At 69.9% G+C, this 17,728-nt stretch carries 20 protein-coding genes and 2 tRNA genes; 5 read left to right on the forward strand and 17 right to left on the reverse strand.

Annotation, left to right across the window (positions count from 1 at the left end; genetic code table 11):
* Positions 1 to 7: 7 nt before the first annotated feature.
* From gpt to ACQY4O_RS06795, 4 genes are all read left to right on the forward strand, one after another.
* Positions 8 to 493 (forward strand): xanthine phosphoribosyltransferase, encoded by a 486-nt coding sequence (gene gpt, locus ACQY4O_RS06780; protein WP_428375434.1) that lies wholly within the window; start codon positions 8 to 10, stop codon positions 491 to 493.
* A 135-nt stretch (positions 494 to 628) separates the two neighbouring features.
* Positions 629 to 705: transfer RNA gene (locus tag ACQY4O_RS06785), tRNA-Pro, on the forward strand.
* A gap of 25 nt (positions 706 to 730) precedes the next feature.
* A complete protein-coding gene (locus tag ACQY4O_RS06790) occupies positions 731 to 1,036 on the forward strand; it encodes an ETC complex I subunit (protein ID WP_428375435.1) in 306 nt (101 codons plus the stop codon).
* A gap of 24 nt (positions 1,037 to 1,060) precedes the next feature.
* A tRNA-Arg gene (locus tag ACQY4O_RS06795) sits at positions 1,061 to 1,137 on the forward strand.
* An 11-nt stretch (positions 1,138 to 1,148) separates the two neighbouring features.
* Here ACQY4O_RS06795 and argB read toward each other — a convergent pair.
* From argB to rpmH, 6 genes are read right to left on the reverse strand one after another with little or no spacing between them, the layout of a single operon-like run.
* Entirely contained in the window at positions 1,149 to 2,057 is a 909-nt protein-coding gene (argB, locus tag ACQY4O_RS06800; RefSeq protein WP_428375436.1) for an acetylglutamate kinase, read from the reverse strand.
* A gap of 16 nt (positions 2,058 to 2,073) precedes the next feature.
* The gene (gene yihA, locus ACQY4O_RS06805) at positions 2,074 to 2,847 is read right to left on the reverse strand and encodes a ribosome biogenesis GTP-binding protein YihA/YsxC (RefSeq protein ID WP_428375437.1); all 774 of its coding nucleotides are present in this window, start codon (positions 2,845 to 2,847) and stop codon (positions 2,074 to 2,076) included.
* Complete coding sequence (gene yidC / locus ACQY4O_RS06810; protein WP_428375438.1) at positions 2,766 to 4,598, reverse strand: membrane protein insertase YidC; 1,833 nt, start codon at positions 4,596 to 4,598, stop codon at positions 2,766 to 2,768. The genes yihA and yidC overlap by 82 nt, the downstream gene beginning before the upstream one ends.
* Positions 4,598 to 4,855, reverse strand: coding sequence for a membrane protein insertion efficiency factor YidD (gene yidD, locus ACQY4O_RS06815; protein ID WP_428375439.1), 258 nt, complete (start codon positions 4,853 to 4,855; stop codon positions 4,598 to 4,600). Before yidD ends, yidC begins: the two co-directional genes overlap by 1 nt.
* A complete protein-coding gene (rnpA, locus tag ACQY4O_RS06820) occupies positions 4,855 to 5,193 on the reverse strand; it encodes a ribonuclease P protein component (RefSeq protein ID WP_428375440.1) in 339 nt (112 codons plus the stop codon). The genes yidD and rnpA overlap by 1 nt, the downstream gene beginning before the upstream one ends.
* 36 nt (positions 5,194 to 5,229) lie before the next feature.
* Positions 5,230 to 5,364 (reverse strand): 50S ribosomal protein L34, encoded by a 135-nt coding sequence (gene rpmH / locus ACQY4O_RS06825; protein ID WP_138324104.1) that lies wholly within the window; start codon positions 5,362 to 5,364, stop codon positions 5,230 to 5,232.
* 160 nt (positions 5,365 to 5,524) lie between these two features.
* Between rpmH and ACQY4O_RS06830 the strand changes: the two genes are divergently transcribed.
* Positions 5,525 to 5,803, forward strand: a complete 279-nt coding sequence (locus ACQY4O_RS06830) for a hypothetical protein (RefSeq protein WP_428375441.1) — start codon at positions 5,525 to 5,527, stop codon at positions 5,801 to 5,803.
* 38 nt (positions 5,804 to 5,841) lie between these two features.
* Here the strand turns inward: ACQY4O_RS06830 and gloA are convergent, their stop codons facing one another.
* The 11 genes from gloA to ACQY4O_RS06885 form a co-directional block, all read right to left on the reverse strand.
* Positions 5,842 to 6,231, reverse strand: a complete 390-nt coding sequence (gene gloA / locus ACQY4O_RS06835) for a lactoylglutathione lyase (RefSeq protein ID WP_428375442.1) — start codon at positions 6,229 to 6,231, stop codon at positions 5,842 to 5,844.
* Positions 6,228 to 7,100, reverse strand: coding sequence for an LpxI family protein (locus tag ACQY4O_RS06840; protein ID WP_428378128.1), 873 nt, complete (start codon positions 7,098 to 7,100; stop codon positions 6,228 to 6,230). Before ACQY4O_RS06840 ends, gloA begins: the two co-directional genes overlap by 4 nt.
* Positions 7,097 to 7,987 carry an acyl-ACP--UDP-N-acetylglucosamine O-acyltransferase gene (gene lpxA / locus ACQY4O_RS06845; protein ID WP_428375443.1) on the reverse strand — a complete coding sequence of 297 codons (891 nt, stop codon included), beginning with the start codon at positions 7,985 to 7,987 and terminating at the stop codon, positions 7,097 to 7,099. The genes ACQY4O_RS06840 and lpxA overlap by 4 nt, the downstream gene beginning before the upstream one ends.
* A gap of 109 nt (positions 7,988 to 8,096) precedes the next feature.
* Entirely contained in the window at positions 8,097 to 8,645 is a 549-nt protein-coding gene (gene fabZ, locus ACQY4O_RS06850) for a 3-hydroxyacyl-ACP dehydratase FabZ (protein ID WP_428375444.1), read from the reverse strand.
* A 54-nt stretch (positions 8,646 to 8,699) separates the two neighbouring features.
* A complete protein-coding gene (gene lpxD / locus ACQY4O_RS06855) occupies positions 8,700 to 9,794 on the reverse strand; it encodes a UDP-3-O-(3-hydroxymyristoyl)glucosamine N-acyltransferase (protein ID WP_428375445.1) in 1,095 nt (364 codons plus the stop codon).
* 6 nt (positions 9,795 to 9,800) lie between these two features.
* Positions 9,801 to 10,694 carry an OmpH family outer membrane protein gene (locus ACQY4O_RS06860; protein ID WP_428375446.1) on the reverse strand — a complete coding sequence of 298 codons (894 nt, stop codon included), beginning with the start codon at positions 10,692 to 10,694 and terminating at the stop codon, positions 9,801 to 9,803.
* A gap of 103 nt (positions 10,695 to 10,797) precedes the next feature.
* Positions 10,798 to 13,281 carry an outer membrane protein assembly factor BamA gene (gene bamA / locus ACQY4O_RS06865; protein ID WP_428375447.1) on the reverse strand — a complete coding sequence of 828 codons (2,484 nt, stop codon included), beginning with the start codon at positions 13,279 to 13,281 and terminating at the stop codon, positions 10,798 to 10,800.
* A 229-nt stretch (positions 13,282 to 13,510) separates the two neighbouring features.
* Complete coding sequence (rseP, locus tag ACQY4O_RS06870) at positions 13,511 to 14,623, reverse strand: RIP metalloprotease RseP (protein ID WP_428378129.1); 1,113 nt, start codon at positions 14,621 to 14,623, stop codon at positions 13,511 to 13,513.
* Between the two features lie 96 nt (positions 14,624 to 14,719).
* Positions 14,720 to 15,892, reverse strand: a complete 1,173-nt coding sequence (gene dxr / locus ACQY4O_RS06875; RefSeq protein WP_428375448.1) for a 1-deoxy-D-xylulose-5-phosphate reductoisomerase — start codon at positions 15,890 to 15,892, stop codon at positions 14,720 to 14,722.
* Positions 15,889 to 16,950: a phosphatidate cytidylyltransferase gene (locus ACQY4O_RS06880; RefSeq protein WP_428375449.1), complete on the reverse strand. Its 1,062-nt coding sequence runs from the start codon at positions 16,948 to 16,950 to the stop codon at positions 15,889 to 15,891. Before ACQY4O_RS06880 ends, dxr begins: the two co-directional genes overlap by 4 nt.
* Positions 16,910 to 17,725 (reverse strand): isoprenyl transferase, encoded by an 816-nt coding sequence (locus ACQY4O_RS06885; protein WP_428375450.1) that lies wholly within the window; start codon positions 17,723 to 17,725, stop codon positions 16,910 to 16,912. The genes ACQY4O_RS06880 and ACQY4O_RS06885 overlap by 41 nt, the downstream gene beginning before the upstream one ends.
* Between the last annotated feature and the right edge of the window lie 3 nt (positions 17,726 to 17,728).

The following is a 17,728-nucleotide window of genomic DNA, read 5'->3' on the forward strand; positions in this document are numbered from 1 at the left end:
CCCGCCGATGGCCATAAGCTACGCCACCGTCACCTGGGACCAGCTGCACCGCGACGCCCGGCAGCTCGCGGCAAGCCTCATGCCGCTCGGCCCCTGGACAGGCATCGTCGCGATCACCCGCGGCGGCCTGATCCCGGCGGCGATCATCGGTCGCGAGCTCGACTGCCGGCTGATCGAGAGCATCTCCGTGGTCTCCTATGACGAGGAGACCCACGGCGCGCCACGCGTGCTGAAGTCGCCGGCGGCGGCCGGAGACGGCGACGGCTTCCTGATCATCGACGACCTGGTGGATTCCGGGGTCACCGCGCAGCTTGTGCGCAGCATCCTGCCGAAAGCCTATTTCGCCTGCCTCTACGCCAAGCCCGCCGGCCGCCCGGCGACCGACATGTTCGTGGTCGAGGTGCCGCAGGAGACCTGGATCCTGTTCCCCTGGGACACCGCGCCGCTGTTCGTGCCGCCGCTCGCCCGCTCGCGTCCCGAAGGTGCTGTCTGAGGCTGCGACCGGAACGGTTGGGTCCTCCGACTTGCCTTGTGGCGACCGGGACCATAGGGTCCGCGCCGGACCAGGATGCAGCATCATGGTCTTCTTGCGAGTGGATGGAGCAGCTTTCATGCTGCTCCTGGCCGGCGGGGCGTGGCGCAGCCTGGTAGCGCGCGTGTTTTGGGTACACGAGGCCGCCGGTTCGAGTCCGGCCGCCCCGACCATCATGGACAGGGAGTTCGTGCCGTCATGCGCGCGCGCATCTACAAGCAGCCCAAGACGTCGATGCAGTCAGGCCTGGCCAACACGCATGACTGGGTGCTCGAATACGGGCAGAGCGAGCAGCGCCGCCAGGACCCGCTGATGGGCTGGTTCGGCAGCGGCGACATGCAAAGCCAGCTCCGCCTGAAGTTCCCTTCGCAGGAAGAGGCCGTCGCCTACGCGCAGCGCGAGGGGATCGCCTACGACCTCGAACTCCCGGTCGCGCGGATACACAGGCCGAAGGCCTACGCCGATAACTTCCGCAGCGACCGCCTGCAGAACTGGACCCACTGACAGGGCCGCCTCGGGTACTCCTGCGCGCCCTTAGCTCAGTTGGATAGAGCAATAGCCTTCTAAGCTATGGGTCACTGGTTCGAGTCCAGTAGGGCGCGCCACTCCACCCGCTTCAGCTATCGCCGCGGATCAAGGTCCCGGGGCCGGCCGCGGTGAACAGCTCCAGCAGGCAGGCGTGCGGCACCCGCCCGTCCAGGATGACCGCCGCCTTGGCCCCCGCGGCAACCGCCTCCAGGCAGGTCTCAACCTTGGGGATCATCCCGCCCGAGATCATGCCGCTGGCAATCCCGGCCCGCGCCTGTTCGGGGGACAGTTCCTCGATCAGCCGGTGCTGCTCGTCCAGCACGCCCGGCACGTCTGTCAGCATCAGCAGCCGGGTGGCACCCAGCGCGCCGGCAATCGCGCCCGCCGCCGTATCCGCATTGATGTTGTAGGTCTCCCCTTGTGCGCCGGCGCCGACCGGGGCAATCACCGGGATCAGCCCGGACCCCGACAGGGCATACAGCAGCCGCGTATCGATCCGGTCCGGCTGGCCGACGAAGCCGAGGTCCAGTGCGCGCTCGATATGGCTGTGCGGGTCGCGCACCGTGCGCTGCAGCTTGCTCGCCCGGATCAGGCCGCCGTCCTTGCCGGAGATCCCGACGGCAAGCGCGCCGGCGCGGTTGATCAGGTCGGCGACCTGCTTGTTCACCGAGCCGGACAGGACCATCTCGATGATCTCGACCATGGCGGCGTCGGTGACCCGCAGGCCGTCCACGAAGCTCGACTTGATCGCGAGGCGCTCCAGCATCGCATTGATCTGCGGGCCGCCGCCATGCACCACCACCGGGTTGACGCCCACCAGCTTGAGCAGCGCGATGTCGTGGCCGAACGCCTCCGACAGAGCCGGGTCGCCCATCGCGTGGCCGCCATACTTCACCACGATGGTGTCGCCGGCGTAGCGGCGCAGGTACGGCAGCGCGCTCGCCAGGATCGCCGCCTGCTCCTGTGCCGCCTTCAGCGCCGCTTCGCTCAAACTCATGGCCGATCTCTCCAGATCAGAGGCGAGCCTGGACCGGCAGCGCCAATCCGGCCAGGGTCGCCCGCAACTCCGCGATCCCGGTGCCGTCCTCGCTGCTGCTCAGGATCACCTCGGGATGTGCCGCCGGATGCCTGCGCGCCAGCGCCTCGACCTCGCGCCGCTTGGCGGCGAGCGCCACCGGCTTGGGCGCGTCCGCCTTGGTCAGCACCAGCTGGAAGCTGACCGCGGCCCGGTCGAGCAGTGTCATCGCATCCAGGTCGTTCGCCTTGATCTCGATCCGGCTGTCGAGCAGCAGCACCACCCGTCGCAGCGTCGGACGCCCACGCAGGAAATCGAACATCAACCCCTGCCAGTCTTCCTTCACCGCCTTTGCCGCCTCCGCATAGCCGTAGCCCGGCATGTCCACCAGGGTCAGCCGCTGGCCGAGATCGAAGAAGTTGAGCTGCTTGGTGCGTCCCGGCTGCGAGGAGGCGCGCGCTAAGGCCTTGTGGCCGGTGAGCGCGTTGATCAGCGTGGACTTGCCGACATTCGAGCGGCCGGCGAACGCGATCTCCGGCCGGCCCGGCTCCGGCAGCTGGTCGAGGCGCTGCGCCGCATAGAAGAACCGGCATTCGGCGGCAAACAGCAGCCGCCCGGTTTCGAGCGCCGCCACGCGCTCGGCGTCGCGATCCGCGGCATCGACGCTCGCCGCGGCCGCCGGACCCTCGCTCAGCTGCGCACCGGACGCGCCGCCTCCCTGCTCCTGCTGCCGCCGCCGCCCCCGAGCTTGGTGCTGCGCATGATCAGCCATTGCTGCGCCACCGTCAGCGTGTTGTTCCAGCAATAGTAGATCACCAGGCCGGCCGGCTGCCGCGCCAGCACGAAGGTGAAGATCAGCGGCATGATCTGGAACAGCCGCGCCTGCGTCGGGTCGGGCGGCGGCGGGTTCATGCGCTGCTGCATGAACATCGTGATGCCGAGCACGATCGGCCAGACGCCGAGATGCAGCATCGGCGAGACCAGCGTCGGATCGAACCCGATCAGCCCGAAGCCGTTGAACAGGTTGGTCGGGTCCGGCGCCGACAGGTCGCGAATCCAGCCGAAGAACGGCGCGTGCCGCATCTCGATGGTGACGTAGAGATCCTTGTACAGGCACCAGAATACCGGGATCTGCACCAGCATCGGCAGGCAGCCGCTGGCCGGGTTGACGCCCTCGGTCTTGTAGAGCGCCATCATCTCCTTGTTCATCGCCATCGGGTCGTCTTTGTAGCGCTCGCGCACCGCCGTCATCTTCGGCGCCAGCAGCTTCATCTTGCTCATCGAGCGGAACGACTTGGTCGCCAGCGGGAAGAACAGAGTCTTGACGATCAGCGTGAAGGCCAGCAGCGCCAGGCCGAAATTGCCGAGCACGGTGTTCAGCCAGTCGAGCACATAGAAGATCGGCTTGGTCAGGAAGGCGAACCAGCCGAAATCCACCGCCTTCCAGAAATCCGCGATATGCAGCGAGCCCTGGTAGCCCTCCAGCAGATGCACCTCCTTCGCGCCCGCGAACACATGGCTGCTGCTGGAGCCGGTGGCGCCGGGTGCGATGACGGTCGGGCTGCTCGCCAGGAAGTCGATCTGGTAGGTGCCGGCGCCGCTGTTCGGGACATAGCGGTAGCTAGCGGTCCCCGCCGTCGTGGCTCCCGGGATGATCGCCGTCAGCCAGTATTTGTCGGTGATGCCGGCCCACGCTCCCGAAAATTGGGCGCCAGGAGATTGGGCGCCCGAAGGCTGCGCGCCGGCGGCGGTGCCGGGCTGGGCCGCACTCCAGCCGACGCCGTTGCCGCCGGCCGCGTTGCTCTGCACGGTCTTGTAGGACATCTCCTCGAGGCGTCCGTCGACCACCGCGATCGGCCCCTCATGCACCAGGTAGCCGCCGGTCACCGCCGGCGTGTAGCCGCGGCTGACGCGCGACCAGGGATACAGCGAGACCGGCTGTCCGGTGGCGTTCTGCACCGACTGTTCGACGCCGAACATGAAGTCGCGGTCGACGGTGAACACCACTCGGAAGGTGAGGCCGGCGCCGTTGTTCCAGGTCAGGGTCAGCGGGCTGGTCGGCGTCAGGCTGTGGCCGTCGGTGGTCCAGCGGGTCTGGCTGTCCGGCAGCTTGAGCATGCTGTCGGCGCCGGCGCTCCAGCCGACCTGCACCAGGTTCGGCTGCGGCGCCGAGCGCGGTTCGAGCACGCGGACCTGCGGCGAGTTCGCCCGGATGGTCTCGCGGTAGTCCCGCAGCACGACATCGTCGAGCCGCGCGCCGGTGAGGTCGATGCTGCCCTTCACCCGCGGCGCGTCGATCGGCACCCGCTGATCCGACACCGGCGCCGGGATCGCCACCGGCTGCGTGCCGGCCGAGGCCGTATCGATCTGCGGCGCCGGCGTCTCCCCCGGCGGCGTCGCCTGGGTCATCTGCGCCGCCTGGTGATGCAGCGCCTGGCGGTTCTGCTTCGGCAGGATGAACTCGAAGCCGACGAGGATCGCGATCGACAGCGCGACTGCCAGGATGAGGCGGTTATTGTCCATCAGGATGCAGCCGGGCTTTTCTGGGTTGGGGTGGATGAGCAGGCACGCGGCACCGGGTCGTGGCCTCCCGCGCACCACGGGTGGCACCGTAGCAGCCGCCGCGCCGCCAGACCCGATCCTTGCCAGGTGCCGTGCACCGCCAGCGCCTCGATCGCATAGTCGCTGCAGGACGGCACGAACCGGCAGTTCGGCCCGAGCACCGGACGCAGCAGCAGCTGGTAGGCCCGGATCGCGGCGCGCAGGCCGGCCGCCAGCATCAGCCGCCGGCCTTGCGCAACGCCCGCGCGAAATCGTCGATCAGGGCCGCGAACCGGCGCGTCCGGGTGCCGTCGCGACCGATCAGCACCAGGTCGACGCCGCGCAGGTCGCGCTCGCGCAGCAGCAGCCGTGCCGCCTCGCGCAGACGGCGCTTGGTGCGGTTGCGCACCACGGCATTGCCGACCTTCTTGGTCACCGTGAAGCCGAGCCGGGCCGGAGCTTCGTCGCCGCGCGCCAGGCATTGCAGCACCAGTCCCGGCATCGGCGCCTTGCGGCCGCGCGAGGCGACCCGCAGGAACTCGGCCCGGCGCTTCAGCCGGACCTCGGCCGAGGCCATCAGCGCCGGGCTTCCAAACCGTGACCCCTCGCCGGATCAGGCAGAGAGGCGCTTGCGGCCCTTGGCGCGGCGGTTGGCCAGGACGCGGCGGCCGCCCACCGTCTCCATGCGGGCGCGAAAGCCGTGACGGCGCTTGCGGACCAGCTTAGATGGTTGATAGGTGCGCTTCACGACGGCACTCTCCTGAGGTGGATGGCCAGGCACCGCTTGCTGATGGCCGAAACGGACACCATGGAGGGCACGCGGGATGGATGCCCTACGCGGTCCAAGGAGCGGCGGCTTATAGTCGCGCACGGCATCCCGCGTCAACCGCCAGCCTGGAGCCGCGACCATGGCCAGTGCCCCTTCACCCTCGACCAGGACCGCCGAGGACCAGGCGCTCATCGACCGGCTGACCGGACGGGCGGAGGCGGCGGAACAGGCGGTGGTCCAGCGCGATGCCACGATGTCGAAGCTGCGCCACGATCTGCGCGGCATCCTGTCGCCGGCCATGCTGATGGCGGACCGTCTCGCGGCCAGCGAGGACCCGTTCGCCCGCCGCACCGCCGACACCCTGATCAAGACGATTGAACGCGCCGATGCCGCGTTGAAGGCGACAAGGCCGCCCTGAGAGGCTGCCTGCGAACAGACAGCCTCTGCCTCATCGGGCTAACGCTGGATCAGTTCCACCTTGTAGCCGTCCGGGTCTTCCACGAAGGCGATGACGGTGGTGCCGTGCTTTACCGGGCCGGCTTCGCGGGTCACCTTGCCGCCGCCGGTTCGGACCTGCTCGCAGGCGGCGGCGACGTCCGGCACGCCGACGGCGAAGTGTCCGAAGCCGGTGCCGACCTCGTAGCCGTCATCCTCGCCCCAGTTGTAGGTCAGTTCGATCTCGGCCTGGCCGTGCGCATTGTCGTCGAAGCCGACAAACACCAGCGTGTACTTGCCCGCCGGCACCTCGCTGCGGCGCAGTTCGCGCATGCCGAGCAGCTTGTAGAAGGCGATGCTGGCATCGAGATGCTTCACCCGGACCATCGTGTGCAGGTAGTTCGTGCTCATGTCGTTTGCCTCTGGTTGCTGTCGATGCGGTTGCCATCGATCCCGACAAGGAACAGGCCGGTACGGTCCGCGGTTGCAATGCAGCCGACGCGATCGGTGAGAAGCGTGTAGCCGGCCTCGACCGCGATGCCGCGCAGCCCGGCGGCCGCCGCATGCTCCACCGTCAGCGGCCCGATCGTCGGCAGGTCGGCACGGCGCTCCTGGCCCGGCTTGACCAGCTTGACCAGCACGCCCCCCGGCCCCGGCTGGAGCAAGCCCGCCGCGCGTTCCAGCATGCGGTCGGTACCCTCCAGGGCCTCCACCGCCAGCACCAGGTTGTCCTGCACGACGCAGCCCTGGCCGATATCCAGGACGCCGAGCGTGCGCAGCACGGCGGCACCGCGCGCGATGTCGGACAACGCCCGCGCATCCGGCGCCACCCGCCCCATGCTGCCGGCCGCCGCCACGCCATCCGCCAGGAACTCGTGCGCGCCGCGCACGGCGAACCCTTCCTCGCCCAGCACCCGCACCAGCGCCCCGAGCAGGCCGTCATCGCCGCCGAACAGCGAGCGGCCGATCCGGGCCAGGATACGGGTGCCTTCCGCATCCGGGCGCAGGTCGCGCAGCGACGGGCGGCGCACCGGGCCGATCAGCACCAGCTCGCGACAGCGCTGGCGGCGCAGCGCCGCCAGGATCTGCCCGGCCGCCGCCAGCCGGATCACCTCGTGCGGCCAGGGCGCGATCACCGACGGCTCGGCGAAATCCGCGAACCCCACGATGAACACGCGGTAGCCGGCGCGCAGCGCCGCGGCGGCGACCTGCCCGGGCAGCGGGCCGCCACCGGCCAGAATCCCCAGTCCAGGCGGCTCGTCGTGTCCGGTGGTGGTCAGGCGCCCTCGCTCTCCTCGGCGCCCCCCGGGTCGCGTCGGGCCACCCGCACCAACCCGCGCCGGCTGGGCTCGTCGATGAAGGCCAGGATCTCGTCCACCCGCGGATCACCGGCAAACTCCGCCCGCACCCGGGCCAGCCGCTCCTCGAACACGCCGGCACCGGTCTCGTCGTGCGGATACAGCGTGCGAAAGGCATGCCGCAGATGCTGCATCTCGGCTGCCGCCACGCCGCTGCGGCGCAGCCAGACCCAGTGCAGCCCGACCAGCCGGGCCCGGTTGCCGAGCACGCTGCCATAGGGAATCACGTCCGCCTCGACCCCGCACACGCCGCCGACCATCGCCGCGCGGCCGATCCGCACGAACTGGTGCAGGGCGGCCGCTCCCATGATGCGGGCATGGTCGCCGATCACCACGTGGCCACCCATCACCACGTTGTTCACGATGATGACGTGGTCGCCGAGGTCGCAGTCATGCGCGATATGCGCGTTGGCCATCAGCAGGCAGTCGCGGCCGACGCGGGTCAGGCCGGACCCGGTGACGGTGCCGCGATGCACGGTGACGTTCTCGCGGATCACGGTGCGCGCGCCGATCTCGCAGCGGGTTGGCTCGCCACGATATTTCAGGTCCTGCGGCGCCAGCCCGACGGTGCAGAACGGATACAGCAGCGCGCCCTCGCCAATGCGCGTGTGGCCGTCCACCACCACATGCGACACCAGCCGCACGCCGTCCTCGAGCGTCACCTCCGGGCCGACACTGCACCAGGGGCCGATCTGCACGCCCTGCCCGATCGCGGCACCCGGCGACACGATGGCGGACGGATGGATCCCGGCCGCCGGCGTCGACGGTTCCTGGACACTGGTGTTCTGACTGTGGTCGGTATGCTTCATCGATGAGATCAACATCAGAGCGAACTCGCCCAACCCGGACGCGCCGCCAAGACACCAAATGTTTCCGGGAATGTTCCTGGTGGTGGCCGAACGGAAAGGGCGGGCCGGCTCAGCGCATGATCATCGCGCTGTAGGTGGCCTCGGCCACGGAAACACCATCGACCCGGGCGACGCCGCGAAATTTCCAGACATTGCCCCGGTTGCGCTCCTTCTCGACATGGATGCGCAGCTGGTCGCCCGGCACCACCGGCCGCCGGAACTTGGCGTTCTCGATGGTCATGAAATAGACCAGCTTGCCTTCGAAGGCGTCGCCGAGCGTCAGCACCACCAGCGCCGCCGCGGTCTGCGCCATCGCCTCGATGATCAGCACGCCGGGCATGACCGGACGGGCCGGGAAATGGCCGAGAAAATGCGGCTCGTTGAAGGTGACGTTCTTGATGCCGATGGCGGACTGGTTGAGCACCACGTCCACCATGCGGTCGATCATCAGGAACGGATAGCGGTGCGGAATCGCCGCCATGATCTGGTGCACGTCGATCTGGGCGATCCGCTCGCCGGCCTGCGTGGGCACGGTGGCGCTCCCGGTCTCCGGCGCGGTGTTGCCGACGCTCTGGGCGTCAGCAGTGCCGGTCTTGTCGTTCTGTGCCGTTCCGTCCATCGAGGCTGAACCCAACTCCCGCGCAGCATTGCTGCGACCCCACCGCATACTTGCCTACCCGTCGGCGTCCGGTCCCTGGTGGTCCCCGGCCGCCTTGCCGCCAGCCACCGGCCGTCGCGCCAGGCGCTTCAAGGCTGCGACATTGCGGAAGAACTCACGGAACGCCATTGCCGGGCTGCCGATCACATCGGCGCCCGCGTCCACATCCGACATCACCCCCGCCTGGGCCCCGATGCGGGCCTTCCGGCCGATCCGGATATGGCCGATCAGGCCGGCCTGTGCCGCAATGGTCACGTAGTCCTCGAGTTCCGTCGAGCCCGATATTCCCGCCTGTGCGACGACGATGCAGCACCGTCCGAGGCGGACGTTGTGCCCGATCTGCACCAGGTTGTCGAGCCGCGAGCCGGCGCCGATCACCGTGTCCTGCGCCGATCCGCGATCGATGGTCGCGTTGGCGCCGACCTCGACATCGTCGTGCAGGATCACCCGTCCGAGCTGCGGCACGCTCACGAAGCCGGTCTCGGAGAGGGCAAAGCCGAACCCGTCCTGGCCGATGCGCACGCCGGGAAACAGCGTGACCCGGTCGCCGACCAGGGCGTGGCTAACGCTGGCATGGGTGCCGATCCGGCAGTCGCTGCCGATCACCACACCCGGGCCGACCACCGCATGCGCCATCACGACGCTGCCGGCGCCGATCCGCGCCCCGCTGCCGACCACCGCGAACGGGCCGATCTCGGCCGCCGGGTCAATGCCCGCCTCGTCGTCGACCAGGGCGGTCGGATGGATGCCGGGTGCTACCGCCGGGCGCGGATGGAACAAGGCGGCGATGCGCGCCCAGGCGAGATACGGCTGCGGCGTCACCAGCGCCGCACATCCCGGCGGGACCTGGCCCGCGAACGCGGGACCCAGGATCACCACGCCGGCCCCGGTGTTGCTCAGCAGCGGCAGGTAGCGCCGGTTGTCGAGGAAGCTGACCTCCTCGGCGCCGGCAGCCTGCAGCGCGGCGACCCCGGTCAGCGGCCCGACCTCGCGCCCGTCCGCCGGGCGCCTGATCTCGGCGCCGGCGAGGCGCGCCAGCACGTCGAGGGACTGCGACCCGCTATGCGCGAAGAACCGCTCGTCGCCGGTGCCGCGCCCAGAAGCTGCCATGCGACGCTACTTCTTCACCGCCGCTCCCGGCGCCGTGCCAGCCGGAGCCGGCGTGGTCGCGACCGTCGCCACCGGCGGCGGCGCCGGCTGCGGACCGGGGTTGGCGGTGGTCGGGAAGCTGCCAGAGCGCGCCAGCTCCTCGGCATCGACCCCGTCGCCCGGGATGAACACCGACGACAGCGTCGAATTCAGCTGGTTCGACACCTGCAGGGTGATGTCGAAATCGTTGATGTTCAGCGCGACCTGCTCGCGGTGCAGTACCAGGTTCATGCCACGCGCGGCCGCCACCTGGCGGATCACCTGCACCAGCTCACGCTCGATCTGGCCCAGCGAGACCTGCGCCGCCTCCTGGATGATGCGGTTGCGGTTGCGGAAATCGCGCTGCGCCGCCGTCACCCGCTGCTGCAGCGCCCGCTCGCGGGTCGCCAGCTGCTCCTGGCTGAGCTTGGAGTTCTGGATCTGCTGCTGCAGGTCGCGCCAGCTCGCCTGTTCCTTCTGCGCATCCTGGTTGAGCTTGTCGCGCCGGGCGCCGAGGATCTTCTCGACCTGCTGCGCCGCCACCGACTGGCGCATCACGTCCGGCACGCTGAGCACGCCGATCACCGCATTCGGTGGCGCCGCACCCTTCGCCATCTCGGACAGTGCCGGGATCGGCGGCAGCGGCAGCACCGGGGGGGTCTGCGGCGCGCCCGGCGCCTGCGGATCGCCGTCGCCCATGGCGTTCGCCCCGGGGCCCGCGACCGGCATCACGCCCGGGCGGCGGCGCACCACGCTCTGGCCGGCACCGCCCCCGGAAGCGCCCGAGCCCGGCGACTGGGTCTTCGGCACGAACCAGCCCGGGCCGGAACCGGCGCTCTGCGCGTGCGCCGGGCTCACGCCCGCCAGCAACGGAACCGCCACGACGGCCGCCAGCAGCGCGGCTCCGCCTGCACCGAGGCGGCGGCGTGAAAGGAAGCGGGGAACCGCATGGGACTGCAGGGCAGTGTGTGGGAGCATCATCACCTCAGAAGTTCGAGCCGAAGCCGAAGCGGAGGACCTGCGTCTGGTCGTATTTCTGCTTCACCACGGGTATGCCGATATCGACGTTGATCAGGCCGAACGGGCTCTTCCAGGACACGCCGACACCAACGGCGACACGTGGCGACAGGTTGTCGCCGGCGAGCGGCTGGTCCTGGGCTGCCGTGAAGCTGCGGATCGTGCGCACCCCGTCCAGGCCGCCGACATCGGCGAAGGTGCGGCCGGACAGGCCGAGGTCGGGCCCGAGCGGCAGCGGGAAGTTCAGGGTCGTGGACTGCGTATAGATGAAGCGGCCGCCGAGCGCGTCGCTGGCCGGATACCTGTTGGTGGGCACCGAGTGCGGGCCGACGCCGCCATCGAGGAAGCCGCGCAGATTGTCGCCGCCGAGATAGAAGTTGTCGACGATGTCCTGGCGGCCGCCGGAATAGTCGGCGAGGTAGCCGGTGCCGGCCACGATGGCGATCGTCCAGTCATGGTTGTTGGTGAACCGGTCCAGCGGGATGTAGTACGAGGCGTCGAGCTTGCCGCGCACGTATTTCTCGTTGCCGCCGAGGCCTGCCAGATCGCCGCCGACCCGCACGATGAAGCCGGTGTGCGGCTGCAGCCGGCTGTCGCGGCGATCATAGGCCAGCGTGGTGCCGACCTGTGACAGCAGCGAGTAGCCACCCTCGTCCTGGATGTACAGGCTCGCGGCGGTGTTGATGTTGCTGACGTGGCGGTCGATCAGCGAGTAGTTCCAGGACTGCGACAGGTAGCGGTTGTACGCGTAGCCGATGCGGGCGGTGCCGCCGAGCCGGGTCTCGTAATAGTCCGAGATGTTCAGGTTGTCGGTCTGGATGCTGAACAGGTCGACGCCGGCGACCAGGTTGCGGCCGAGGAAATACGGGTCGGTCAGCGAGAAATCGACCTGGTTCTCGTACTGCGCCAGCGTCCCCTGCAGGCTGGCATCGATGCCGCTGCCGACCAGGTTCTTCTGCCGGATGCCGGCATTGCCGAGAATGCCGGCATCGGTCGAGTAGCCGCCGCCCAGGGTCAGTTCGCCGGTCGGCTTCTCCGCCAGGGCGGCATTCACCACCACCTTGTCGGGCGACGAGCCCGGCACCGTCTCCACGTTCACCGTGCTGAAATAGCCCAGATCCTCGAGCGACTGCTTCGACCGGCGCTGCTGCGTCGGCGTGAACGGATCCCCCTCCGCCATGTCGAACTGGCGCCGGACCACGTGGTCCTGGGTGATGGTGTTGCCGGTGATGTCGAGCCGCTCGACATAGACCCGCGGCCCCTCGCTCACATCGAACAGCAGGTCAACGGTGTGGTTGTCGGTGTTGCGCGCGATCTCCGGCTTGACCACCGCGAACGGCTCGCCGTGCGCCTGCAGGCCGTCCTGCACGGCGTCGGAGATGCGCTGCACCTCGTCACCATCGTACCACTGATGCTCCAGGCTCTTGATCTGTGGCCGCAGGCTGTCGCCCGGCACGTGCCGCAGGGTCGACTTCACTTCGAGCTTGCCGATCCGGTAGCGCGGCCCCTCGGTGATGGTGAAGGTGATGTAGAACGACTTGCGATCCGGCGAGAGCTCGGCGGTCGCGTCCGACACATCGAAATCGACATAGCCATTGCGCAGGTAGAAGCGCCGCAGCAGTTCGCGGTCGTACTGGATACGCTCGGGATTGTACTCATCCGACGACGAGAAGAACCGGTACCAGGCGGTCTCCTTGGAGGTCACCACCTGCGACAGGCGGGCCTCGGAGAAGGCCTTGTTGCCGACGAAGCTGATCTTCTGGATCAGGGTGAGCTGGCCCTCGCTGATCTGGAACACCACCTCGACGCGGTTGTGCGACAGCCGGATGATCTGCGGCGTCACGGTGACCGCATACCGCCCCTTGCCGGCATACAGGTCGAGGATCTTCTGCCGATCGCGCGCCGCCAGCTCCGGCGTATAGACCGCGCGCGGCCGCAGCGTCAGCACCTTCTTGATGTCGTCGTCCTTGGCGGCGTGGTTGCCCTCGAAGGCGATGCGGTTGACGATCGGGTTCTCGCTCACCTTGACGATCAGCGTCGATCCGCTGCGCGTGAGCGACACGTCGTGGAACAGGCCGGTGGCGTAGAGCGTCTTCAGCGACCGGTCGAGTTCGTCCTGGTTGAACGCATCGCCCTGCTGCACGAGCAGATAGGACAGGATCGTGCTGGTCTCGATCCGCGCGTTGCCGCGTACGTCGATGGCGGCGATGCTGCCGCCGGACGCCGGCAGCCCGGCACTGCGATGGATGCGGGCCGGCTGCGCATGGCGCCGATGCACCCGCGCCGGACCCTCGCCTGGCCGGCCCTGGTCCGGCGGCGCCTGGTCGGGGGGCGCCTGGTCGGGCGGCAACTGGGCCGGTGCGGTCGAGGCAGGCTGGCCCAGAGCCGCGCCGTCGACCAGGAACGGGATCAGGCAGGCGGAGGTGAACAGCGCGGAGCGTCTAGCGGACAAGGACAGGCATCCCCCTAGAGCATGATCCAAGCGATCATGCTCTGCTCGTCGTTTGATAGAGCAGCCTCGGCTGCTCTCGGGCGGGTCGGGTGCCGGTCCCGGTTCCTTGCCGGAACCCGTGGCACAGCCATGCACCGCCCGCGGGGAACTAGCCGCAATGCTCACGCAAACGCAAGCGGCGCCCCTGCAACCAAACCCTTCGCGACCCGGACCCTACGCCGATAACGCGTCAACCTACCCGGTGCGAAACCCACTGGAACAAGCCGAAGTGCGACAGGTCGTTGAAGGTCACGAACAGGAACAGGCAGGCGATCAGCGCAAAGCCGGCGCGGAAGCTGAATTCCTGCACCGGACGCGGCACCGGGCGCCCCCTGATCGCCTCGATGGCGTAGAAGACCAGCCTGCCGCCATCGAGCACCGGGATCGGGAACAGGTTGATCAACCCGAGATTGATCGACAGCAGCGCGATGAAGCTGACCATGCTGGCAACCCCGAGCTCGGCGACCTGGCCGGAGAGCTGCGCGATTCGCAGCGGGCCGCCGAGCCCCGCCGTGCTCTGCCGGCCGGTGAGCATCTGCCAGATGCCGTCCAGCGTCTGCACGCTGACCGACCAGGTCTCCTCGACCCCGGCGACGATCGCGCGCCCGAGCGGCAGCGGCTTGGCCGGCGGCGCGGTGAACATCACGCCGATCACGCCCGAGCCGGTTTTTTCGCCTCCCCCTACGACCACCGGCACGGTCACCTCGCCGGCGCCGCGCCGGACCACCAGGACGAGGTGCTGGCCGGGTGCGGCCGAAACCAGCCGCTGCACATCGACGATGCTGCCGGTCGGCGTCGCCCCGACGCGCTCGATCCGGTCGCCCGCCACCAGGCCGGCCGCCCGCGCCGCGCCGCCCGCCACCACCTCGCCGATGACCGGCGGCATGCTCGCGAGCGGCGCCGTGCTCGGACGCCCGACGGCGGCGAACAGGCCGGCGAACAGGACGATGGCCAGCAGGAAGTTGAAGACCGGACCGGCCATGATCACGATCGCCCGGGAGAACACATGCTTGTCGTGGAAGGTGCGCCCCGGCAGCCACTTCGCCTGCGCCTCGGCGCTCGCCTCCCCGGGTCCCTCGAAGCCGTGCGGCCTGACATAGCCGCCGATCGGCAACAGGCACAGCCGCCACTCGGTGCCGACACGGTCGTGCCAGCGCAGCAGCGGGCGGCCGAAGCCGATCGAGAAGACCTCGACATGCACGCCACACCAGCGCGCCGCCAGGTAGTGGCCGAATTCGTGGATGAACACCAGAATCCCCAGCACCAGCGCGAAGGCCAGTGGGGTGTGCAGCACCTGCGGGATCACGATCTGGGTTCCAGGGGGCTCGGTTCCAGGGGGCCCGGTTCCAGGAATTGCTTGACTTGTCCCAGCATCATCGCCCTCGGCCCTTTGCAGCAGTCACGCCGCACGGGACCCGCTTCCCGGCGTCGGCAGGCAGGCCCGGGCAATGCGCCTGGCCTCGGAATCCCAATGTAGCACCGCGTCCAGCGTATCCGCCGCCGGTGCGCCGATTTCGTGGATCACGCGCTCGACGAGCCTCGCGATATCGAGGAAGCCGATGCGCCGAGCGAGGAACGCGGCGACCGCGATCTCGTTCGCCGCCGACAGCACCGCCGGTGCGGCGCCGCCGGCCCGCAGCGCCTCGCGCGACAGCCGGAGTGCGGGGAAACGCACCGGATCGGGCGCCTCGAACTCCAGCCGCGCCACCGCCGCGAGGTCGAGGCGCGGCGCATTGGTGCGCATGCGCTGCGGCCAGGCCAGCGCGTGCGCGATCGGCACCCGCATGTCGGGTGCGCCCAACTGCGCCAGCACGCTGCCGTCGCTGTACTGCACCATGCCGTGCACCACGGATTGCGGATGCACGAGCACCTGGATGCGGTGCTCCTCGAGGCCGAACAGCCGCGCCGCCTCGATGATCTCCAGCCCCTTGTTGAACATGCTGGCGGAGTCGATGGTGATCTTCGCCCCCATCGACCAGACCGGATGGCGCAGCGCCGCCTCGGGACCCGCCTGCTCCATCTCGTCGAGGCTGGCCCTGCGAAACGGGCCACCGGACGCGGTCAGCACGATACTCTCCACCTCGGCATGCTGGCGGTCGGCCATCGCCTGGAACACCGCATTATGCTCGGAATCCACCGGCAGCAGGGTGGCGCCGGCATCGCGCACCGCGCGCAGCATGACGTCGCCGGCACAGACCAGGGCCTCCTTGTTGGCCAGCGCCACGGCGCCGCCATTGCGGATCGCCGCCAGGGTGGGTGCGAGGCCCACCGCGCCGGTGATCGCCGACATGGTCCAGTCCACCGGCCGCGCCGCCGCCTCGCGCACCGCAGCCTCGCCGGCCGCCGCCGTCGTGCCGGTGCCCGCGAGCCGGGCACGCAGCTCGTCGAGCTGCCCCGCCTCCGCGATCACCGCATGCCGCGCCCGCAGCGCGATCGCCTGCTCGGCCAGACGCGCGGCGTTGCGGCCGCCGACCAGCGCCTCGACCTGGTAGCGCTCCGGCGCCTGGCCGAGCAGGTCGATGGTGCTGCAGCCGACGCTGCCGGTGCTGCCGAGGATCGAGACGGTCTTCATTTCAGCAAACTCCCCACGGGGCGGCCCGGCAAACTCCCGATGATGCGGCCATGCGTGCCGCCAAGCCAGCTCTCCAGGCGTCCGGCGGCCGGCGATGGACGCGACGCCGATCCCACATCGACCAGCCCGAGTTGCGCCGGCCGGACCTGCCAGAAGCCCTGCCCGGGCGCGCAGCCGAGCGACAACAGGGCGGCCAGTGGTGCGGCCGCGAGCAGCCCGTCCAGCCGGTCGAGCAGGCCGCCATGGCCGGGGATCAGCCGGCCGGAATCCTTGACGCCGCAGCGCCGCTTCAGCGCACTCTCCGCGAGATCGCCGGCCTGGGCCGCCAGGCCGAGCAGGCCGCCGAACAGCAGCCCGCGCGCGATCCGGCCACCGAGCGCCTCGTGCAGGACACTGGCAGACCCGGTTGCCAGGCCGGCTACCGCGGCGCCGGCCAGCATCGCGCCGAGCAGGCCGCCGACGGCGCCGGAGCGGGTCTTGCCGGGCGAGATGCTCGGCGCGAGCCTGGGACCGCCGACCGCCCGCCCCACCATGTAGGCGAGGCTGTCGCTCGACCAGACCACCAGCACGACGAACAGCAGCGACGTGGCGCCGAGCGCGCTCATGCCGCTGAGCCAGACCAGCGCCATACCGGCGAGGCCGATCAGCACGATGCCGCCGCCGCGCATCGGCCCGAGCAGAAACCCGGCGCTCAGCATGCGCAGGCCGGCCAGCCAGTCATACGAAACCGCCACCAGCAGCGACACCCCAGGCCAGGCGAGCAGCAGCACGCAGGCCGGCGAGGTCGCCCGCACCCGGGCCAGGCCGGCCCACTCCCAGGCCAGACCGGCCATCACCAGCACGGTCAAGCCGACCAGTACCCAGCCGCCATCGAGCAGGCACAGCAGGCCGGCCGGGGCCAGCACCGCCGCCGACAGCAGGCGCACGCGCAGATCGCGCCATGCGCCTGCTGCCGCGGGGTGCCCGGCGAGGCCCTGGGTCGCAGGGTGCTCGGCAAGGCCCTGGGTCGCCGGGCGCTCAGCCAGGGCGCGCACCGAAGCGACGCTCGCGGCGCGCATAGGTCTCCAGCGCCTCGGCGAAGTGCACCGGCCCGAAATCCGGCCACAGCACGTCGAGGAACACCAGCTCGGCATAGGCCGCCTGCCAGAGCAGGAAGTTCGACAGCCGGAACTCGCCGCTGGTCCGCACCATCAGGTCGGGATCCGGGATGCCGTCGGTGTAGAGGAACCGCCCGAAGCGCTCCTCGTCGAGCTGCGCCGGATCGAGCCTGCCGTCGCGCACCGCCTCGGCGACCCTGAGCGTCGCGCGCAGGATGTCGGAGCGGCCGCCATAGGACAGCGCCACCATCAGGTTGAGCCGGGTGTTGCCGGCGGTGATGCGCTCGGCCCGCTCGAACTCGCGGCACATGTCGGCATCGAACCGCTCGCGCTCGCCGATCACCCGCAGCCGGACACCCTCGCGATGCAGCTCGGCCAGCTCATGGCGCAGATAGTGCCGCAGCAGCCCGGTGAGGTCGGTCACTTCCTCGGCCGGCCGGCGCCAGTTCTCCGAGGAGAACGCATACAGGGTCAGCCAGCCGACCTTGTTCTGGATCGCCGCCTGGATGCAGCGCCGCACCGCCTGGGCACCGGCGCGGTGCCCGGCCAGCCGCGGCAGCCGGCGCGCCGCCGCCCAGCGCCCGTTGCCATCCATGATCACCGCCACATGCCGCGGCACGCCGCGTTGCGCCGTCTCCTGGTGCGCTTCCTGGGACGCTTCCTGGCGCGCTTCCTGGGCCGCCTCCCGGGCCGGCTCGTCCAGGCGCTCGACCTGCATCGGAATACCCTGCGACACGTG

The organism is Lichenicoccus sp. (assembly GCF_965277665.1).
Taxonomy (GTDB): Bacteria; Pseudomonadota; Alphaproteobacteria; order Acetobacterales; family Acetobacteraceae; genus Lichenicoccus.